The 17,912-nt window shown below is 69.8% G+C and carries 15 protein-coding genes and 2 pseudogenes; 6 read left to right on the top strand and 11 right to left on the bottom strand.

Annotation, left to right across the window (positions count from 1 at the left end; all coding sequences use genetic code 11):
* Positions 1-193 precede the first annotated feature (193 nt).
* From ACWD6R_RS36065 to ACWD6R_RS36030, 8 genes and pseudogenes are all read right to left on the bottom strand, one after another.
* Positions 194-1,159, bottom strand: a complete 966-nt coding sequence (locus ACWD6R_RS36065) for an ABC transporter substrate-binding protein (RefSeq protein ID WP_451822604.1) — start codon at positions 1,157-1,159, stop codon at positions 194-196.
* A 120-nt stretch (positions 1,160-1,279) separates the two neighbouring features.
* Positions 1,280-3,301: an ABC transporter permease gene (locus ACWD6R_RS36060; protein ID WP_451822603.1), complete on the bottom strand. Its 2,022-nt coding sequence runs from the start codon at positions 3,299-3,301 to the stop codon at positions 1,280-1,282.
* A 61-nt stretch (positions 3,302-3,362) separates the two neighbouring features.
* Positions 3,363-4,457 carry a quaternary amine ABC transporter ATP-binding protein gene (locus ACWD6R_RS36055; RefSeq protein WP_451822607.1) on the bottom strand — a complete coding sequence of 365 codons (1,095 nt, stop codon included), beginning with the start codon at positions 4,455-4,457 and terminating at the stop codon, positions 3,363-3,365.
* Between the two features lie 14 nt (positions 4,458-4,471).
* Positions 4,472-6,019 carry a GMC family oxidoreductase gene (locus ACWD6R_RS36050; RefSeq protein ID WP_451822602.1) on the bottom strand — a complete coding sequence of 516 codons (1,548 nt, stop codon included), beginning with the start codon at positions 6,017-6,019 and terminating at the stop codon, positions 4,472-4,474.
* Positions 6,020-6,117: 98 nt separating this feature from the next.
* Complete coding sequence (locus ACWD6R_RS36045; RefSeq protein WP_451822601.1) at positions 6,118-7,629, bottom strand: aldehyde dehydrogenase family protein; 1,512 nt, start codon at positions 7,627-7,629, stop codon at positions 6,118-6,120.
* 199 nt (positions 7,630-7,828) lie between these two features.
* Positions 7,829-8,587, bottom strand: coding sequence for an IS6 family transposase (locus ACWD6R_RS36040; protein ID WP_451822600.1), 759 nt, complete (start codon positions 8,585-8,587; stop codon positions 7,829-7,831).
* Positions 8,588-8,708: 121 nt separating this feature from the next.
* Positions 8,709-9,071 carry a VOC family protein gene (locus ACWD6R_RS36035; protein WP_451822606.1) on the bottom strand — a complete coding sequence of 121 codons (363 nt, stop codon included), beginning with the start codon at positions 9,069-9,071 and terminating at the stop codon, positions 8,709-8,711.
* A gap of 92 nt (positions 9,072-9,163) precedes the next feature.
* Positions 9,164-10,140 (bottom strand): annotated as a pseudogene (locus tag ACWD6R_RS36030) (IS256 family transposase); the annotation flags it as partial.
* Positions 10,141-10,208: 68 nt separating this feature from the next.
* Between ACWD6R_RS36030 and ACWD6R_RS36025 the strand changes: the two are divergent.
* A pseudogene (locus ACWD6R_RS36025) lies at positions 10,209-10,316 on the top strand (IS6 family transposase); the annotation flags it as partial.
* 245 nt (positions 10,317-10,561) lie between these two features.
* On the opposite strand, the gene ACWD6R_RS36020 reads toward ACWD6R_RS36025, so the two are convergent.
* Positions 10,562-10,855: a hypothetical protein gene (locus ACWD6R_RS36020; RefSeq protein ID WP_451822599.1), complete on the bottom strand. Its 294-nt coding sequence runs from the start codon at positions 10,853-10,855 to the stop codon at positions 10,562-10,564.
* A gap of 376 nt (positions 10,856-11,231) precedes the next feature.
* On the opposite strand from ACWD6R_RS36020, the gene ACWD6R_RS36015 reads away from it, so the two are divergent.
* The 3 genes from ACWD6R_RS36015 to ACWD6R_RS36005 all read left to right on the top strand — a co-directional run bounded on the left by ACWD6R_RS36015 (position 11,232) and on the right by ACWD6R_RS36005 (position 14,679).
* Positions 11,232-12,821 (top strand): transposase, encoded by a 1,590-nt coding sequence (locus ACWD6R_RS36015; protein WP_451822605.1) that lies wholly within the window; start codon positions 11,232-11,234, stop codon positions 12,819-12,821.
* Positions 12,818-13,330, top strand: coding sequence for an AAA family ATPase (locus ACWD6R_RS36010; protein ID WP_451822598.1), 513 nt, complete (start codon positions 12,818-12,820; stop codon positions 13,328-13,330). The genes ACWD6R_RS36015 and ACWD6R_RS36010 overlap by 4 nt, the downstream gene beginning before the upstream one ends.
* 248 nt (positions 13,331-13,578) lie before the next feature.
* A complete protein-coding gene (locus tag ACWD6R_RS36005; protein WP_451822597.1) occupies positions 13,579-14,679 on the top strand; it encodes a hypothetical protein in 1,101 nt (366 codons plus the stop codon).
* 48 nt (positions 14,680-14,727) lie between these two features.
* Here the strand turns inward: ACWD6R_RS36005 and tpg are convergent, their stop codons facing one another.
* Together tpg and ACWD6R_RS35995 are read right to left on the bottom strand one after the other, a co-directional pair.
* Entirely contained in the window at positions 14,728-15,285 is a 558-nt protein-coding gene (gene tpg / locus ACWD6R_RS36000) for a telomere-protecting terminal protein Tpg (protein ID WP_451822596.1), read from the bottom strand.
* 162 nt (positions 15,286-15,447) lie between these two features.
* A complete protein-coding gene (locus tag ACWD6R_RS35995) occupies positions 15,448-15,603 on the bottom strand; it encodes a helicase associated domain-containing protein (RefSeq protein ID WP_451822595.1) in 156 nt (51 codons plus the stop codon).
* A gap of 150 nt (positions 15,604-15,753) precedes the next feature.
* Here ACWD6R_RS35995 and ACWD6R_RS35990 point away from each other — a divergent pair, with 150 nt between their 5' ends.
* Together ACWD6R_RS35990 and ACWD6R_RS35985 are read left to right on the top strand one after the other, a co-directional pair.
* A complete protein-coding gene (locus ACWD6R_RS35990; RefSeq protein WP_451822594.1) occupies positions 15,754-16,479 on the top strand; it encodes a HEAT repeat domain-containing protein in 726 nt (241 codons plus the stop codon).
* The gene (locus tag ACWD6R_RS35985; protein WP_451822593.1) at positions 16,473-17,510 is read left to right on the top strand and encodes a MerR family transcriptional regulator; all 1,038 of its coding nucleotides are present in this window, start codon (positions 16,473-16,475) and stop codon (positions 17,508-17,510) included. Before ACWD6R_RS35990 ends, ACWD6R_RS35985 begins: the two co-directional genes overlap by 7 nt.
* Positions 17,511-17,912 lie beyond the last annotated feature (402 nt).

Raw genomic sequence — 17,912 nt, 5'->3', positions numbered from 1 at the left:
CCTTGTACGACGGCGACATGCCCTCCACGGACGACCCCCTCCACCGTGATCAGCCCGAGGATCCTCCCACCCTGTCAGCCAACGTGACAGCGCCGTGCCGGGTTCCCCTCGGCGAAGGGCACCCGGCACGCCCGGCGAGCACCGCTCCGGTGGAGCGTCCTCGCGGCGGCGGGGGACTTCCGTCCCCGCCGGGTCACTTCTTGGGCAGCCAGGCCTGCCACACGTCCTTGTTGGCCTTGACCCACTTCTCGGCGGCCTTGTCGGCGCTCATCTTGTCGTTCGCGATCATGGCCGCGACCTCGTTCTGCTGGTCGTTGCTCCAGCTGAAGTTCTTGAGGAACTCGGCCGCGTCACCGCCATTCTTGGCGAAGTCGGCGTTGAGGTACTTCTGGAGCGGAGTCTTCGCGTAGCCGCAGGCCACCTTCTTCGCGTCCGCGTCGCAGCCCTCCTTGTACTCGGGCAGCTTCACTTCGACGAGGTCAAGCTGGGAGTTGAGCCACTGCGGCGTCCACCAGTAGCTGATGAACGCCTTCTTGGCCTTGTAGTTCTCCTTGATCTGGGTGATCTGGGCGGCCTCGGAGCCCGCGTACACGGTCTTGAAGTCCAGCTTCAGGTTCTTGATGATCGCGTCGTCGTTGGTGGTGTACGACGGCGAGCCCTCCAGCAGCTGACCCTTGTCGCCGCTCTCCGCGGTCTTGAAGAGGTCCTTGTACTTGTCGAGGTTCTTCCAGTCCGTGATGTCCGGGTGCTCGTCGGCCAGGTACTTCGGCACGAACCAGCCGATGTGGCCGGTGACACCGAGGCCGCCCGCGCCGACGATCGTCTTCTTGTCGTCGACGTATTGCGAGACCTTCTTCGCGGCACCGCCCCAGTCCTCGAGGATCGCGTCGGCCTTGCCGCTGTTGAGGGCGTCGAAGGCGACGGTCTCGTCGAGCTGGGTCGTCTCGACCTTCGTGTCGAGCTCGTTCTCCAGGATGTACTTGGCCACGGCCGCGTTGGCCTCGGCACCGACCCAGGACGGGACGGTGATGGTGACCTTGCCGGAGCTGGATCCGCCGGACGAGTTGGTCTTGGCGGCGCTGCAGGCGCTCAGGCCGGTGAGAGCCAGGACGACGGTGGTGGCCGCGACGGCGGTGCGGGTGCGCTTTCTGTTCATCATGGTGAGGCTGTTTCTCGTTTCGTTCGGGCAGGAAGTCCTGCGCTGGGCGACGTGTTTCGCCGCCTCGTTGCGGGTCGGTCGTACTGTGCGGATGACCGGGTGCGGGTGCGGGGCCTGGGGTCAGGACCTCTCGGATCCGGGCGTACGGCGCTGTGTGGTGCGGTCCAGGACCAGACCGAGCAGGACGATGGCGACGCCCGCGGTCAGGCCGACGCCGAGGTTGCTCTTCTGCAGGCCGTAGACCACGTCGTAGCCGAGTGCGCCGGAGCCGACGAAGCCGCCCACGATGACCATGGCGAGCACCAGCACCACACCCTGGTTGAGGGCGAGCATCAGCGCGGGGCGGGCCAGCGGCAGCTGCACCTGGCGAATCTGCTGGAACGCGCTGGCGCCCATGGAACGGGACGCCTCCAGCGTCGCGGCGTCGACCTGGCGCAGTCCCTGCACGGTGATCCGGATCACGGCGGGCAGGGCGTACAGGAAGGCGGCGGCGACCGCGGCGGACCGGCCCACGTTGAACAGGGCCACCACCGGGATCAGGTAGATGAACTGCGGGAGGGTCTGCATCGTGTCCAGGACGGGACGCAGAACGCGCTCCAGCAGGGGCACCCGGGCCGCCACCACACCGATCAGGAAGCCGATCAGCAGGGTGAAGATCACACCGGCGATGGCCTGAGAGAACGTGTCCAGGGAGTGCTGCCACACCCCGATGACTCCGACTCCGGCCATGGCGAACGCGGCCGTGCACATCGCGCCCCAGCCGCCCGCCAGCAGGGCGAAAACGGCCGCCAGCAGCACCAGCAGCCACCACGGCGTGGCAGTCAGACCGTCCCGCATCGGGTTGAGCACCCATGTGGTGAAGCCGTCCGCCCAGATGCGGGTGCCGCCCAGGACGGGCACCCCCTCGGCCAGATGACCGGTGAACCAGTCCACCGCCTGGTTGACCGGCTGTGAGATGTCCACGGTCCAGGCCTCGGGCCACTCGTCGACCAGCAGGGCCTTGCCGACCCCGGCCAGCGCGGCCATCACCGCGGCCACCAGGGTCCAGGCCCGCCAGCCGTGCAGCCACGCGAACCCGGTGTGCACGGCGCCGTCGCCCATGCGGTTGCCCGCGGCCGCCGTCGTACGGTCCAGCCAGACGGCGAGGAGCACGATCGGGATGCCCGCCGCCAGTGCCGCGCCGACGTCGACGGTCGACAGGGCCCGGAACACCTCTTCACCGAGGCCTCCCGCACCGATCACCGAGGCAATGGTGACCATCGACAGCGCCATCATGATCGTCTGGTTCAGGCCGAGCAGGATCTCCTTGCGGGCCAGCGGCAGCCGAGCGGTCAGCAGGCGCTGCACCGGGCTCGCGCCCAGCGACGCGGACGCCTCCATCACGGAGGGATCGGCTCCGCGCAGGCCGAGCGCGGTGAGCCGGGCCATCGGCGGGGCCGCGTAGATGACCGTCGCGATCAGTGCGGACGGCACACCGATGTCGAAGATCAGCACCAGAGGCAGCAGGTAGGCGAACGCCGGCATGATCTGCATGGTGTCCAGGACCGGGCGCAGAATGCGCTCGAAGCGGTCCGAGAGGCCGGCGCCGAGTCCGAGCAGCGCGCCGATCGCCGCGGACACGACGACCGCGACCGTCATGAGCGCGAGCGTCTCCATGGTGGCTTCCCACATGTCGAGAAGCCCGCAGACCACGAAGGCGCAGAGCGCGGTGGCCGCCGTCCTCAGGCCGCGCCGGCCCAGGCCGCCGACCCGCCACGACAGCAGTACCGCACCCGCGGTGACCCCGAACCAGCCGAGGTTCTCCAGGAAGCCGGTCACCGAGTCCACGGATGACTGGGCCCAGTTGCTCAGGTGCAGCAGGAAGTAGAGGAAGACCGGGCTGGTGTCGCGGTTCTCGACGACCCAGTCGTAGGCGTTGTCGAGGGGGGCGGAGACGTCGACGGTCAGTGCCGACGGCCAGCTGCCGCTGCCCCACAGGGCGGCGAACAACGGAACCAGGACCACCGCGGCGATGCCGAGCGGCAGGAACCTGCGGACCCGGCGGTGCTGGATCAGGGACAGGGACAGGACCGCGAGCGGACGGGACTTCTCCGACGGCTCGGTGGGTGTGGGCGGCGGGGCGGGGGTGACGACGGCGCTCATACGGCCCACCCCCGTATGTACGGGCACACACGCGGGAGGCGGAGTGTGTTCGGGATGCGCGTCACGCGGCGACCTCCTCTCGGTCGAGGCCGGCGACAACCCGCAGCAGACCGTGGTGGTCGACGACACCCAGGCAGCGGCCGTCCTCCACGACACAGGCGGCAGCACCGGTACGGGCGACGGTCTCGATGGCGGACGAGACAACCGTCTCGGGGGCCAGGCCGCCGGGGTGTCCGGGGCCCCCGCAGTCCCCGGCGCGCATGGCCGTACGTACGGTGATGACCTGCTCGCGCGGCACGTCGCGCACGAAGTCGCGCACATAGTCGTCGGCGGGCGAGCCGACGATCTCCTCCGGGGTGCCGAGCTGCACGATTCGGCCGTCGCGCATCAGGGCGATCCGGTCGCCCACCCGCAGCGCCTCACTGAGGTCGTGGGTGATGAAGACCATGGTGCGGCCGTCCTCGCTGTGCAGGCGGATGACCTCCTCCTGCATGTCCCGCCGGATCAGCGGGTCGAGCGCGCTGAACGGCTCGTCGAAGAGCAGCACCTCGGGGTCGGCGGCGAGTGCGCGGGCCAGGCCGACGCGCTGCTGCTGGCCGCCGGACAGCTGGACCGGCTTGCGCTGCTCCAGTCCTTCGAGCCCGACCTTGGCAACCATCTCGGCCGCCTTCGCGCGCCGTTCGGTCTTGCCCATGCCCTGGATCTCCAGGCCGTAGGCGACGTTGTCGAGCACGGAGCGGTGCGGCAGCAGCCCGAAGTGCTGGAAGACCATGGCGGCTCGGTGCCGACGCAGTTCGCGCAGCCGGTTCTTGTCCATGGCGAGGACATCCTCGCCGTCGATCTCCAGGGCGCCCGAGGTCGGCTCGATGAGCCGGGTCAGGCAGCGCACCAGGGTCGACTTGCCGGATCCCGACAGGCCCATGACGACGAAGACCTCGCCCTTGCGCACGTCGAACGAGACGTCCCGCACGGCCGCGGTACATCCGGTGCGAGCGCGCAGTTCGGTCTGCGACAACTCGGCGAGTTCCGGGTTCCCCGGGACTCGGTCGGCCTTCGGGCCGAAGACCTTCCACAGGTTCCGCACGCCGAAGACAGGGGGCCGCTCCGCCGCGTCCGACGGCTCGGTTTCCTTGCCGAGACCCGGGTTCTCGGGCATGTGTATGTCGCTCATCAGGCCTGTCTCCTCTCAACGGAAGCCGCATCCAGCAGCTCCGCGCACTTCTCACCGACCATCAGGACCCCGATCATCGGGTTCACGGCGGGCATCGTCGGGAAGACGGACGCATCGGCGACACGGATCCCGTCGAGTCCTCGAATCCTCAAGTCTGGTGCCACGACCGCCTGTTCGTCGTCGACGGCACCCATCCGGCATGTGCCGGCCGGGTGGTACACGGTGTGCGCGACCTGGCGTGCGTACGCGCTGAGCTCCTCGTCGTCGGTGACGTCGGGGCCGGGGCACACCTCGCGCTTGAGCCAGCCGGCGAGCGGCTCGGCCTTGGCGATCTCGCGGGCGATCTTGATGCCGTCGACGAGGGTACGGCCGTCGTAGTCGTCCTCGTCCGTGAAGTACCGGAAGTCGAGGGCTGGCTTGACGGCCGGGTCGGCGCTGGTCAGGTAGAGACGGCCGCGGCTGCGCGGCTTGGGGATGTTGGGGGTCATCGAGACGCCGTGCGCGGGGCGTTCGTAGCCGAGGCGCTCCGGGTTGTCCGTGAAGGGGATCTGGTAGAAGTGGAACATCAGGTCGGGTCCCTGCTGTTCGGGGTCGCGGCGCACGAACAGGCCCGCGTCGGAGTCCATCGCCGAGTTGTCCGGGATCGGCCCGTTCGTCTCCCAGACGATCACAGACTCGGGGTGGTCGAGCAGGTTCTGGCCCACGCCCGGCAGATCGTGTGCGACGGGAATGTCCAGCGCCTCCAGGTCACCGGCTGGTCCGATGCCGGAGTGCAGCAGCAGACGCGGCGAGTCGACGGCGCCCGCGCACAGCAGGACCTCGTTCTTGGCCCGGACGAGGACCTCGTCGCCGTCCTTCGTGCGGACGTGGACGCCCGTGACCCGCGTTCCGTCCAGTTCCAGCTTGTGTGCCCAGGTCTCCAGCAGCAGCGTCAGGTTGGGGCGCTCGTCCATCACCGGGTGCAGGTACGCCACCGAGGCACTCGACCGCTTGTTGTTCTCCGGGTGGTACGCCAGGTCGAAGAAGCCGACGCCCTCGGTGAACGGCTGCTGGTTGAAGCCCTCGACGCGCGGCACGTCGAGCGCGGACTGCGCGGCGTCCACGAAGTCCCTCGCGATCGCGTTCCGGTCCTTCTCGTCGACCGGCACGATGTTGTTGAGGAGCCGCGCGTAGTACGCCTCCATCGGCACCGCGCCCCAGCCCTTGGCTCCGGCCGCCTCCCACTCGTCCCAGTCGGACGGCAGCGGCTTGAACGCGATCAGCGTGTTGTGCGACGAGCAGCCGCCGAGCACCCGCGCGCGGCTGTGCCGGATGTGCGAGTTGCCGCGCGGCTGCTCGGTGGTCGGGTAGTCGTAGTCGAGTTCCCCGCCGAGCAGGCCCATCCAGCGCCGCAGGGTGAGGACGTCCTCGCGGCCGACGTCGCTGGGGCCGCCCTCGATGACGGCGACGGTGACGTCGGGGTTCTCGGTGAGGCGGGATGCGATCACGGAGCCCGCCGTGCCTCCGCCGACGACGACGTAGTCGTACGTGTTCTCGTGCTGGGACATGAATTGGTGCTCCAAGGTGCCTTGTGCGGTGGGAGGTTCGGGGGGAACGAAGAGTCCGGGGCCGGGCCCTTCGGGGACGGTGGTCTACGTCTTCGGGGTCAGCCGGCGAACCAACGGACGGGCGCGGGGGCGAGGTTCTGGTAGACGTGCTTGGTCTCGCGGTATTCGGCGAGCCCTGCCGGGCCGAGTTCACGCCCGACGCCGCTCTTGCCGAACCCGCCCCACTCGGCCTGCGGGAGATAGGGGTGGAAGTCGTTGATCCAGACGGTTCCGTGGCGCAGTCGGCCCGCGACGCGGCGGGCGCGGCCGGCGTCAGCGGTCCAGACGGCGCCCGCGAGACCGTACTCGGTGTCGTTGGCGAGGGCGACGGCCTCGTCCTCGGTGGAGAAGGTCTCCACGGTCAGGACGGGCCCGAAGACCTCCTCGCGGACGACGCGCATCTCGCGGTGGCACTGGTCGAGGACGGTCGGCTCGTAGAAGTACCCGGTGGCCGGCCGGACGCCGGACGGCTCGGGCCGCTTGCCGCCGGCCCGCAACACCGCACCCTCGGCCAGCGCGGAGGCGACGTACGCCTCGGTCTTCTCGCGCTGCTGCTCGGAGACGAGCGGACCGCACTCGACGCCGTCCTCGGTGCCACGGCCGAGCCGGATGGCGCTCGCCCTGCGGGCGAGTTCGGCGACGAAGCGTTCGCGTACGGACTCCTCGACGATGAGCCGTGATCCGGCCGAGCACACCTGGCCACTGTGGATGAAGGCGGCGTTGAGAGCCTGATCGACGGCGGTGTCGAAGCCCTCCTCGGTGGCGCAGGCGTCGGCGAAGACGACGTTGGGGTTCTTGCCGCCGAGTTCGAGCGCGACCTTCTTGACCGTCACGGCGGCGGCGCGTGCTACCTTCGTGCCGCTGACGAGACCGCCGGTGAAAGAGATGAGGTCGACGTCGGGGTGCTCGGCGAGTCGGGCGCCGACCGTGTGTCCGGGACCGGTGACGATGCCCGCGACACCGGCGGGGAGCCCGGCCTCGGCCAGCAGGCCGAGCAGGGCGACGGTCGTCAGCGGCGTGATCTCGCTCGGCTTGACGACGAAGGTGTTGCCCGCGGCGAGCGCCGGCGCGATCTTCCAACTGGCTTGCAGGAGAGGATAGTTCCAGGGCGTGATCAGCACGCAGACGCCGACAGGCTCGTGCACGACGACGCTGTGGACGTCGGACGACCCCGCGTCCACCACGCGCCCGCCGCCCTCCCCCACCACGAGGTCGGCGAAGTAGCGGAAGGCGTCGGCGACGCAGTCGATGTCGACGCGCCCCTCCTCCAGGGTCTTGCCCGCGTCCCGGCTTTCGAGCAGCCCGAGCTCCTCGCGGTCGCGGACGAGGAGGTCGGCGACACGGCGCAGCAGGGCGGCGCGCTCGGCCACGGGGGTGTGCGGCCAGGGGCCCTCGTCAAAGGCGCGGCGGGCCGCCGCGACCGCGAGATCCGTGTCCTTCTCATCACCCTCCGCAACCACGGCGAACGGCTTGGCGTCGGCGGGGTCGAGGATCTCGCGCGTCGCGCCGGAGAGCGCCTCGCGCCACTCGCCGCCCACGTGGATGGTCTGTGCTGCCTGCTGTCCAGCCATGCTCGGTGTCGCCTTCCGTTCCTGTTCGATGCCCCTGCGTCACACACGTGCCACTCGCGGAGCCGTGAGCACCTGCCCCCTAACCCCGAATGCATGCACAACCCGTCACCAAAAGCGCGCCGGGGGCGTTGTCACGTTGGTGGGGTGTTGATCGATTGAGGGCGCGTCAGGGCGTGGAGGGGTCGGGCGGGGGCCTGGGTCACGCTGCGGTGGGCAGGGCGGTGGCGCCGGTGATCTGGTCCCAGATGGCGAAGCGGGTGGTCATCTCGGTGCGGTATTCGGTGGCGGTCATCAGGTGGCGGCGGGGCCTGAAGTGGGGTGAGATGCCGCTGAACGCGGCCAGGAACTGCTGGGCTCCGCCGACGGAGCGGAAGCCTTTCATGGCGCGTTCGCGCTGGCGGGTGGGCTGATGGGAGTTCTCGGCCCGGTTGTTCAGGCCCTTGTGGGAGCGGTGTTCCACGGAGGACATGACCTCGCGGTGAGCCGCGCCGTAGGAGCGGAGCTTGCCGGTGACGATTACCCGCGGCACCGAGCAGGTCTTCTTGAGCAGTGTGCGGAAGAAGCGCCGGGCCGCGGCCTTGTCCCTTCGGCCCTGGACCAGGATGTCGAGCACGTTGCCGTCGGCGTCGACGGCCCGCCACAGGTACTTCAGTTCGCCGTTGATCTTCACGAAGACCTCGTCCAGGTGCCACTTGTCGCCCGGCCGCACACGTCGGCGGCGCAGGCCGTTGGCGTAGGCCTGCCCGAACTTCGCGCACCAGCGGCGGACGGTCTCGTGGGAGACGAGCACGCCGCGCTCGAGCATCAGCTCCTCGACCTCGCGGAAGCTGAGCGGGAAGCTGAAGTACAGCCACACGCAGTGGGAGATGGTCTCCACCGGGTACCGGTGGCCCTTGTACGACGGCGACGCGGACGACACGAGCGAACCCCTCCCCGGCACGACCAACCACAAGATCATCCCACGCCGGCCAGCCAACGTGACAATGCCGTCAAGAGTTGTGGATCGAGTGACGCGTGATCCGACCCCAGACGTTCCCCATCTCCACCGTCCGGTTCTGATCCGCGTCAGACCTGGCCGGTCATGCCTTGTCGAAGCACAGGCAGAAGGGGTGTCCGGCGGGGTCGAACAGCACTCGAACGTTCTCCTGCGGCTGGAACTCCGCGGCGGTAGCGCCCAAGGCGACTGCCTCGGCGACCGCCGAGTCCAGATCGTCGACCTGGAAGTCGAAGTGCATCATCGGACGCTGTTCCCCCTCGGCCGGTGGCCACACCGGGGCCCGATAGCCGTCCGCCTGCTGGAACACGAAGAACGGTCCTTGCGGGGAGGCGGCGACGATGGCCGTTCCCGGCTCCTCGTGTCCGATGTGCCAACCGAGGAGTTCGGCGTAAAACTTCGCCAAGCTACCAGGGTCGGGCGCCTCGATCGTCGTTCCCCACCACATGCCACCAGTTCGAGATCTCATTCAGGTAGCTTGCCTCGTGATCACGTTCTTGTCGCGGGTTTGACCGTGTAATCGCCGACGGTCGCGTGACGTCAGGCGGCGGTGCCCTCCTGGCGCTCGATTAGGACGCCGCTCTCGAACCGGGCGCCTTTGCGGACGAGGGCGACGAGGTGGGGTGCGGTGATCGCGCGCCAGCGGGCCTGGGCGGACTCGACGAGTTTGAACACCATCGCCAGTGCCGCGGCCGGGCTGCCAACGCCGCGGGTGACCTTGGTCCTCAACTTCACGGTGCTGAAGGTGGACTCGATGGGATTGGTCGTGCGCAGGTGCACCCAGTGCTCGGCGGGGAAGTCGTAGAACGCGAGGAGCTCGTCGGCCTCGCGGTGACCTTCTTGGCCGCTTTCGGCCACTTCGCGCCGTAGGTGCGCTCGAAGTCTTTGATCGCCTTCTCGGCGTGGTCTCGGTCCTCGGCGTTGTAGATCTCCTGCAGGGCCTTCTTCGCGCCGGGCTGAGCCGACTTCGGTAGCGCGTTCATGACGTTGCGGACCTTGTGAACCCAGCACCTCTGGTGTCTGGCCTGCGGAAACACCTCCGCGAGGGCCCTCCACAGGCCCATCGCACCGTCGCCGACGACGAGTTCGGGGTCACGCATGCCGCGCCGGCGGCAGTCACGCAGCAGATCCGCCCACGACTCGGTCGATTCACGCAGCCCCTCGGCCAGCGCGATGAGTTCCTTGCGGCCGTCGGGGCGCACGCCCATGAGGACCAGGACGCAGGAGTGGGCCTGGCCGAGGCGGACCTTGGGGTGGACGCCGTCGGCCCACACGTAGACGTAGTCGGAATCCGACAGGTCGCGGGCCTGAAAGGCGGTGTGGTCTTCGGCCCACTGCTTCGTCAGCCGGGTCACCGTCGACGGCGAGAGGCCGGCCGAGGAGCCCAGGAACTGCTCCATCGCGGGCACGAAATCCCCGGAGGACAGTCCGTGGAGGTAGAGCAGGGGCAGGACCTCGCTGATCTTCGGGGACTTGCGGCACCACGGCGCGAGGATCTTCGACGAGAAGCGTTTGCGGCATTGTCACGTTGGCTGGCCGGCGTGGGATGATCTTGTGGTTGGTCGTGCCGGGGAGGGGTTCGCTCGTGTCGTCCGCGTCGCCGTCGTACAAGGGCCACCGGTACCCGGTGGAGATCATCTCCCACTGCGTGTGGCTGTACTTCCGCTTCCCGCTCAGCTTCCGCGAGGTCGAGGTGCGATGTGCTGGTTTGGTGTCAGTGGACTGGTGTCAGTGACGGCATGTCAGAATTGGTATGTTTGTGCTGATGGCGGCGTGTTGGGGGGATCAGGTCACTGACACGGGGTGGTGTATGCGGCGGGCGCGGCTGTCATGGGGCGGTACACCCCGTCCTGTTCCACTGTCATGGAAACGGCACTTCTGATCCTGTGGTGGCTGCGCGGCTGCACCGTGGTGGGTGTTGGTGTCCGCGGTGGAAGGCTATTCGGTGGGGGAGTCGGGCGTATGGGGTGAGGTCACGGCGGGGTTGAGGGTGTCCAGGCCGGTGCTGGTTGCGCGGCTGCTGGAGCTCGATGCGGCGGCCGGGGCGTTGACTACGGCGCACGTGCGTGCGGGCGCCCAGGTCGGTGGGGTGAATGTGCGCACGATGTGGCGCTGGCTGGAGGCGGCGCGGACGGAGGGCCGTGTGGAGCGCAGGCCGCGGGCGCGTTGTCCGACCAGGCGTGGGAGGTGCTGGCGCAGGCGGGCGGGAACGTGTCGGTGCTGCACCGGCATCTGAAGGATGCCGGGGGAGAGGTGCCGTCGCTTGCGTCGTTGTGCCGGGTGGTCCGCCGGGATGTGGAGGCCGGCAGGGTCCTGCCGGATCGGGTGGTGGGGCGGCGGGGGCGGGAGGAGCGGCTAACGCGGCAGGCACTGGCTGACCTCGCCCTGACGCGGCCGCAGACGGGGCTTTGCTGGGGCGGCTGTTCCAGCGGGTCGTGCCGCCGCTGTGAACCAAGCGCTCCTGCAAGGGCCGGGAGGGCCATCGCATGCACCCGGCACGCACACGACGTCCCACCGCGCGAGGGGAGCTGACATGGAGGACGGTGGCGCCGTCCGCGCAGGCGGCGGATTGCCTGCGGCATCGAGGACGGCACTGCGTGGCCCGGCGGTGCGGCGGCTGCTTGCACTGCGGGCGGGGGGAAAGCTGACAGCAGGCCATGTACGGGTGGCTGCGGACGCGCTGGGAGTGTCGGAGCGCACGGTGTGGCGGTGGCTGGCCGCCGCCGCTGAAAGCGATGAGGCCGCAGCTGTCGGTCTTGGTGCCCGTTCCCGGGCCGGTGCGAGGTTCAAGATCACGCCTGAAGTCCGTGGGCTGCTGGGGTTGTGGAAGGGGAACGTGCGGGCGGTCCATCGCGAACTGGTCCTCCGCGCTGCTCGGCAGTCTCCTCCTGCGGACGCACCGTCGCTGACGACGCTGCACCGGGCGATCCGCCGTGATCTGACGCCGGGGGAGCGGGCCGGGCTCGCGGGAGGGGAACGGGCGGCACGCAGGCACGATGTGTTCCTGGCCCGGCCGCGGGGCTGGCGGAACCAGGTGTGGGAGACCGACCACGTGCAGGCCCCGCTGCTGGTCGACGTCGACGGCACGGCCCGCAGGCCGTGGATCACGTGGTTTACCGACTGCGCGACGAACGCGATCACAGGGGTGGCCATCACGCCGGGGGATCCGTCGCGGGAGTCGGTGCTGGCCGCGCTGCGTTCCGCAGTCCTGCGCGAGGACCCCTACGGCCCGTTCGGCGGCCTGCCGGAGAAGGTACGGGTGGACCGGGGCAAGGACTTCTTGTCCAGGACGGTGACGGCCGCGTTCGATCTCCTGGACGTGACGGTGGAGGACCTGCCCGCCTACACCCCCCATCTGAAGGGCACCGTGGAGGGCTTGAACCGGGCGGTGGAGAGCATGTTCCTGGCCGCGCTCCCCGGCTATGCCCGTCAGCCGCGCCCCGGTAAGCGCTCCTCTCGCCCGAAGGACGAGGTGCTGCTCAGTTTTGAGGACTTCACCGCCCGGTTGCTGGCTTGGACGCTGTGGTGGAACACCGAGCACCGCCCCGCGCCGTTGCGGGGCAGGACTCCGCTTGAGGCGTGGCAGGACGATCCCACCCCGCTGCGGGACGTGCCGGCCGCGGATCTGTGGACGTTCACTCTGGAAGACGCCGGTACCCGCACGCTGACCACCCGCGGAGTCCGCTTCCGGAAACGCGACTATGTGGGGGCGTGGATGACCGGCCAGGCCGGGATCCAGGTCCGGGTCCGTTTCATGCCCCACCATGATCACCGGATCGAGGTCTACCACGCGGCCACCGGCCGCTACCTCGGTCCCGCGGACCTGGCCGATCAGGCCACCGGCGAACAGATGAGTGCGGTACGGCGGGCGCGGGCTGCCCGCGCCCGCCGCCTGAAGAAGGACTTGGAGGCTTCCCAGCGCGAGCGCTACGCCGCCGTGAACCAGCCCGAGGCCCCCCAGCGGCTCGGCGCGCTGACCACCGCGCAGGCCGAGGCCGAACTCACCCAGGCCACCGATACCGACCTGTCGGATCTGGCGCTGCCGGACCTCATCCCGCCCGCCGCGCCCCCGGCCCACTGGCGCACCCCGCCCTCCCTGGCCGCCCGCACGACGCCCAGCCAGCGTGCTCCCATCCCGTCCGAACCTGCCCCCGACGGCCCGTCCGGACCGACCGCTGAAGACGGAGACGACTCGTGACCGCGGCCACCTACCAGTACGTCGACCTGCCCGATGCGTCCGTGGTCACCACCCGCGCCCTGCTTACCGCGCGGGAGAACATCGGCGACACGGTCGCGGCGAGGGCGATGATGTGTATCGACGGTGGTGCCGGCTTCGGCAAGACCCTCGCCGTCAACACCTGCCTGCGCGAACTCGAACTTGGCGAGGACGTCCGCAAGATCACCTTCCGTGCCCGGCCCACGGCCCGCGCGGTGCGCTACGAACTGTTCACCGCGCTCGACCTGGCCGGCGAGCCACCGCGCCATCCCAGCGAGTTCGACCGCCTGCTGAAAACCGCCCTGGCCGAACGCCCCCGCACCTTCCTCGTGGACGAGGCCCAGTGGCTCAACGGGGAGGCGTTCGAATACTTCCGCTACCTGTGGGACGAGCCCGCCACCCAGCTCGCGATCATCTTCGTCGGCGGCGAGGGCTGCCACACCGTGCTGCGCCGCGAACCGATGCTGTCTTCCCGCATCTTCATCTGGTAGCACTTCACCCGCCTCACCCCCAGCGAGGTCCTCGAGGCCATCCCGCTGTTCCATCCGGTCTGGGCCGACGCCGACCCCGACGACATCGCCTTCGCCGACAGCCACGCCGCGCACGGCAACTTCCGCGCCTGGGCCCAGCTGACCGCCCACACTCGCACCGCCCTGGCCCGTACCGGCCGCCTCCGCGTGGACCAGGAGCTGCTGCGCTGGGCCTTCAGCCGCCTCGCCTGACCCTCATGCTGCCCGCCATGCCACCGCCGTCCGTCACCGTGGTCATCGACCCAGGCGACGATGTGATCCACACGCACACTGCCCTGGCCGCCCACCATCCGCCATCCGGCCGGATCACCCTGCACCCCGGCCCGGGAACCACCAGCGAAACCGGCCTCGCCCACGACCTTCTCGCAGCCCTGGGCAAACCGCCCCTGCTCCCAGGCCGCTTCCCCAGCGGTCGTCAGCCTGCCTGGGAAGCTGCCACCGCCTGGATCACTGCCCTTCCCGTCACTCGGCTGACCGTCCTGCGCGCGCACCGCCTCACCGCCCGACGCGCGATGCGCCTCCTGAAACTGCACGAACTCACCGGGATCCACCTGACCCTGGTCTGTCACCGCCCCCACCTGCCCGCCGCCCTGCACCAGGCCCTGCAGACGGCCGACCACACCATCACCACCGACTTCCAGGCCGCCCGCCGCCACTACTACGGCACGACCGCCGCCGAACCTCTGCCTGCAGACCAACCGGCCCGGCCGGCCAGCCGATGGCTCACCCTGCCTGCACTGGACCGCCTCGTCTCCTACGACAGCCCTACCCCCTGCACCGCCCCGTGCACGCCGCCGCCGATCGTCTGGCGGCACCGTCCGCCGCCCGCGGCTCTCACCCCACACACCGCCCAGCGAGTCGCCCATCGGCTTCACGGGGCGACCGCGCACCCTCGCCTGGCCGCGACCGTTGCCGCCGCACTGTTCACCGGCGCGTCCCTTCAGCAACTCGCTACCGCACGCCCCCGCGACTACGACGACGCCGCGGCCACGCTCGCCCTGCACGACCGCGCCTGCTACACCGACGGCTGCGCCGCCTACCCCGTACCGCCCTGGGCGGGCGTCTTCCTGCGGGCCGCGGCCTGCTTCGCGCGACTCGTATCCGGCCAGGACCAGGAACTGCTCGCTGCGCCAGGCAACCGTGCGCACCTGCTGCGCGTGGCGGAGGCGGCCAGGCTGCGCCCGCCACAGCCGCCCGCGGCCCGCCGCCAAGGCCCGGCCGGCCGTGTGGAGTGGGACTGGCGCGAGCGGCAGGAGGCCAAGAGGTACGAAGCGATGCTGGCCGTGCGCGCCAGGCCCTTGCGGCGCTGAACGCCCTGACGCGTCCGATCGGCCATGTGTCCGATCGAAAGGGCAGGCTCATCCGATCGAGAAGTCGGCGAACTCGAGGTCGCTGAAGGCGATGTGCAGGCCGTGGGCGCGGCGGCCCCCGTCGCGGAAGTAGGCGTGTCCCAGCGCGCGGGCCAGGATCACCAGCTGCTGCTGCTCACCCGCGCCGGCGTCCCGGGCGGCGAACAGCTCCCGGGCGACTTCTCCCGGCAGGTACTGGGTGATCCACCGCACCCGCGGATCGTCCGAGGTTCCTGCCGGTGCGGCGAACCCGAATCGCGCTCTGGTGTGGAAGACGAAGCCCTCCGCTTCGGCTTGGGCCCGCCGGCGGGCCCGTATCCGGGGCTGCCACCGGGCCAGGACGGCTTCCTCGATCGCCCCCACCTGCAGCGGGCCCGGCGGGCGCCGCGCTCCGGGCTTCCTTGTCACCCACCGCTGCACGGTGCGTTGAGACACCCCCAGCACGGCGGCCACCCTCCGGGTGGAATGCCGGTGTGTCGCCAGCAGAAACCGCAGACGGGCCTCGGTGCTTGAGGGAACGGGCCGGGTGCGCAACGCGTGCTCCAGCCCTTGCTCGATCTGCCCCACGTCCGCCTCCCCAAGCGGCCAGCCGACAGGGCCGGCATCCTGCGGCCCATAGCGTCAGTTCTCCCACGCTGCCCACCCTTGACCGCCGGTTCCGGCCTTCACGAGACAGCACCAGCTGGCGTCGGCTATGAGAGCCCGAGGAGAACGCCGATGACAGGGCGGCTACGCCCACTCCATGCCCAGCTCTCGCAACACGTCCAGCTGCTCCGCGGTGAGCTTGTCGCGGCGGGTCTTGGTGTTGGAGACCCATACCCCCAGCTTCACGGTCACCGGATCCGTCTCGCCGTCGACCGCGATCTGCCCGGTACGGTCAACCACCGTCCTTGGTGCGCTTGGGCGGAGTTCGTGCCGGCGGATTTCCCGATTCGCCGGGTACGGGCTTGACCTTGACACGGTGACAGGGTTTCCACTTGTGTGCAGGAGGTGGTCCCGATCAACACGACCAACGTAACCCCGCAGAACGCCCGCATGGTTAAGGCCCTGGGCGCTGAGGACTCGTCGGTCCGGCTGCAAGCGGCCCTGGCGGTCGGCTCGAACGCCGACCCCGTGTTCCTGGAGACGCTCGTCGAGCGGTGCGCGGTCGAGCCGGACTTCTTCGTACGCGACATGCTGTCCTGGGCGCTGCTCCGCCTGTCGCCGGAGATCACCCTGCCCCGGATCCGCCGGGAGCTCGACTCCGAGCGCACCCAGGCCCGCAGCCAGGCGCTGCACACGCTCTCCAAGATCGGCGACAAGAGCACGTGGGCCTGGATCACCCGCGGCATGCTGCGCGACGCCGACGACGAGGTCGCGCGGACCGCGTGGCGCGTCGCGGTCGTCCTCGTGCCCGAGGACGAGGAGAAGGACCTGGTCGATGAACTGGTTCTGCAGCTCGGCCGCGGCGACCGCAGCGTGCAGCTGAGCCTGAGCCGGGCCTTCGTCGACCTCGGCAACGTGATCAAGCCCGCCCTGGAGAAGGCCACGGAGAATCCCGACCCGGCGGCGGCCACGCACGCCCGTGCCACCGAACTGCTCCGGCAGAACCCGGAGACCGGTTTCGACGCGGCCATCGAAGAGGCGAAGCGCGTGGTCACACTCGGCCCGGAACGAGCTGCTGCCGCCGCGGCTGCGTCGGCAGGCACCGAGACCGCCGAGCCCACGGAGACGACCGAGTCGACGGAAGCTGCCAAGGCCGCGAAGGCTGCGGATTGCTGATCGGCGATGTGGCCCGTCACTCCGGGGTGAGTACCCGGATGCTCCGGCACTACGATGCCCTCGGGTTGGTGCGACCGACCGGTCGCACCGCCGGCGGCTACCGCGAGTACTCCGCCGAGGACGTCCGCAGGATCTTCCACGTGGAGAGCCTGCGGTCCCTCGGGCTCTCGCTCAAGCAGATCGGGCGCGCGCTGGAGGACCCGGCCTTCACGCCGTCCGCCCTGGTCAGCGACCTCATCCGGTGGACGGAAGACCGCTTGGAGCGGGAACGGGAGCTGCTGGAGCGGCTCCGCGCTGTCGATGCGTCGGCGCCCACCGGCTGGCAGGACGTCCTGCGCATCGTCGAACTCATGCAGGGCCTCAACTCGACCAGTGCCGCGCGCAGGCAGCAGGCCGTCCTGGCCCGGCCGGAGGGTGTGCCGGTTCCCGCCGAGCTGCTGGCCGGGGCGATCCTGGCCGAATCCGACCCCAACGTCGCGGGCGCCCTGCAATGGGCGCTCGCCCGATCGGGCGGCGACGGCGTGGCGGCACTGGCCGCCGGCGTGCACTCGGAGGATGTCGACATCCGGCGACGCGCGGTGCTGGCGATCGCCGGGATGGCCGAGGCCTCGGGTGCGACCGCGGTGCTCGCGGACGCCCTCGGGGACCCGGACACGACGGTGCGCAGGCACGCCGCTCTGGCTCTGGGCAGGCATGGCGTGGCCGCGGCTGTACCCACACTCGTCGGCATGGTGGTCGAGGGCCCCAACGACGTGGACGCGGCGGAGGTTCTGGGAACGCTGTCCCAGGACCCCGGGTGCGCGGACTGGATCACGACCGCTCTGGTCGATGAACTCGCCGCGCCCACTGCGGAATCCGTGACGCGGATCCGCCTCACCCAGGCGCTGGTCGAGCTCGCGGGAACCACCGTGCAGGAGGTCGTGCGCCAACTGGCCCACGACGACGACCGCGCCGTCGCCCTCGTCGCCTCGGCCCTCGTCGGAGTTCTCGAAGAGCGGTCCCCCGAAGACCGAGCCGACGAGGATCCCTGAAAGCGCGCCACCGAGTGGCATTCGAAGTGGACGGAGGAACCGGTTGAGGGCTATCAGGAGTTCCAGGAGCGGCTGGACGCGGCGACGAGCATCCGCGAGGGTGAGTTTGTCGCGCGCGCCAACGGCATCGTCGTGCGGTCTTGATGATCTGCGGGTCTTTGTCGGTGGTCGTTCGGCATCGTGATGTCAGAAGCCGTTTCTCAACCGGTCTTGGAGCGTGAGGGTCGAACAGAGTTCCTGGTCGGGTCAATGCCGGTGAATTAGCAGAACCCTGCTGGTCAGGAGCTCGCCGTGGTTGGTTTGGGTTGATTTCACCCTTGGTGACGCTGGGTAGTTCGTCACGTTCTGATGAGGACTCAGGCGAGTGCCGGACACAGCAACGGAGCCCCCGGTAGGACAGAA

It is taken from the genome of Streptomyces sp. NPDC005151 (assembly GCF_053599875.1).
The sequence above is the reverse complement of the archived record's forward strand: the minus strand, read 5'-3'. Positions and strand labels throughout refer to the sequence as shown.

Coding starts and splice junctions, on each gene's coding strand:
- ACWD6R_RS36060 (WP_451822603.1), bottom strand. CDS start 3,301: ATGAGCGCCGTCGTCACCCCCGCCCCGCCGCCCACACCCACCGAGCCG.
- ACWD6R_RS36065 (WP_451822604.1), bottom strand. CDS start 1,159: ATGATGAACAGAAAGCGCACCCGCACCGCCGTCGCGGCCACCACCGTC.
- ACWD6R_RS36050 (WP_451822602.1), bottom strand. CDS start 6,019: ATGTCCCAGCACGAGAACACGTACGACTACGTCGTCGTCGGCGGAGGC.
- ACWD6R_RS36005 (WP_451822597.1), top strand. CDS start 13,579: ATGCCACCGCCGTCCGTCACCGTGGTCATCGACCCAGGCGACGATGTG.
- ACWD6R_RS36055 (WP_451822607.1), bottom strand. CDS start 4,457: ATGCCCGAGAACCCGGGTCTCGGCAAGGAAACCGAGCCGTCGGACGCG.
- ACWD6R_RS36020 (WP_451822599.1), bottom strand. CDS start 10,855: ATGCCGGTGCAGCACCGACACGTTCCCGCCCGCCTGCGCCAGCACCTC.
- ACWD6R_RS36035 (WP_451822606.1), bottom strand. CDS start 9,071: ATGTGGTGGGGAACGACGATCGAGGCGCCCGACCCTGGTAGCTTGGCG.
- ACWD6R_RS35990 (WP_451822594.1), top strand. CDS start 15,754: ATGGTTAAGGCCCTGGGCGCTGAGGACTCGTCGGTCCGGCTGCAAGCG.
- ACWD6R_RS36040 (WP_451822600.1), bottom strand. CDS start 8,587: ATGATCTTGTGGTTGGTCGTGCCGGGGAGGGGTTCGCTCGTGTCGTCC.
- ACWD6R_RS36045 (WP_451822601.1), bottom strand. CDS start 7,629: ATGGCTGGACAGCAGGCAGCACAGACCATCCACGTGGGCGGCGAGTGG.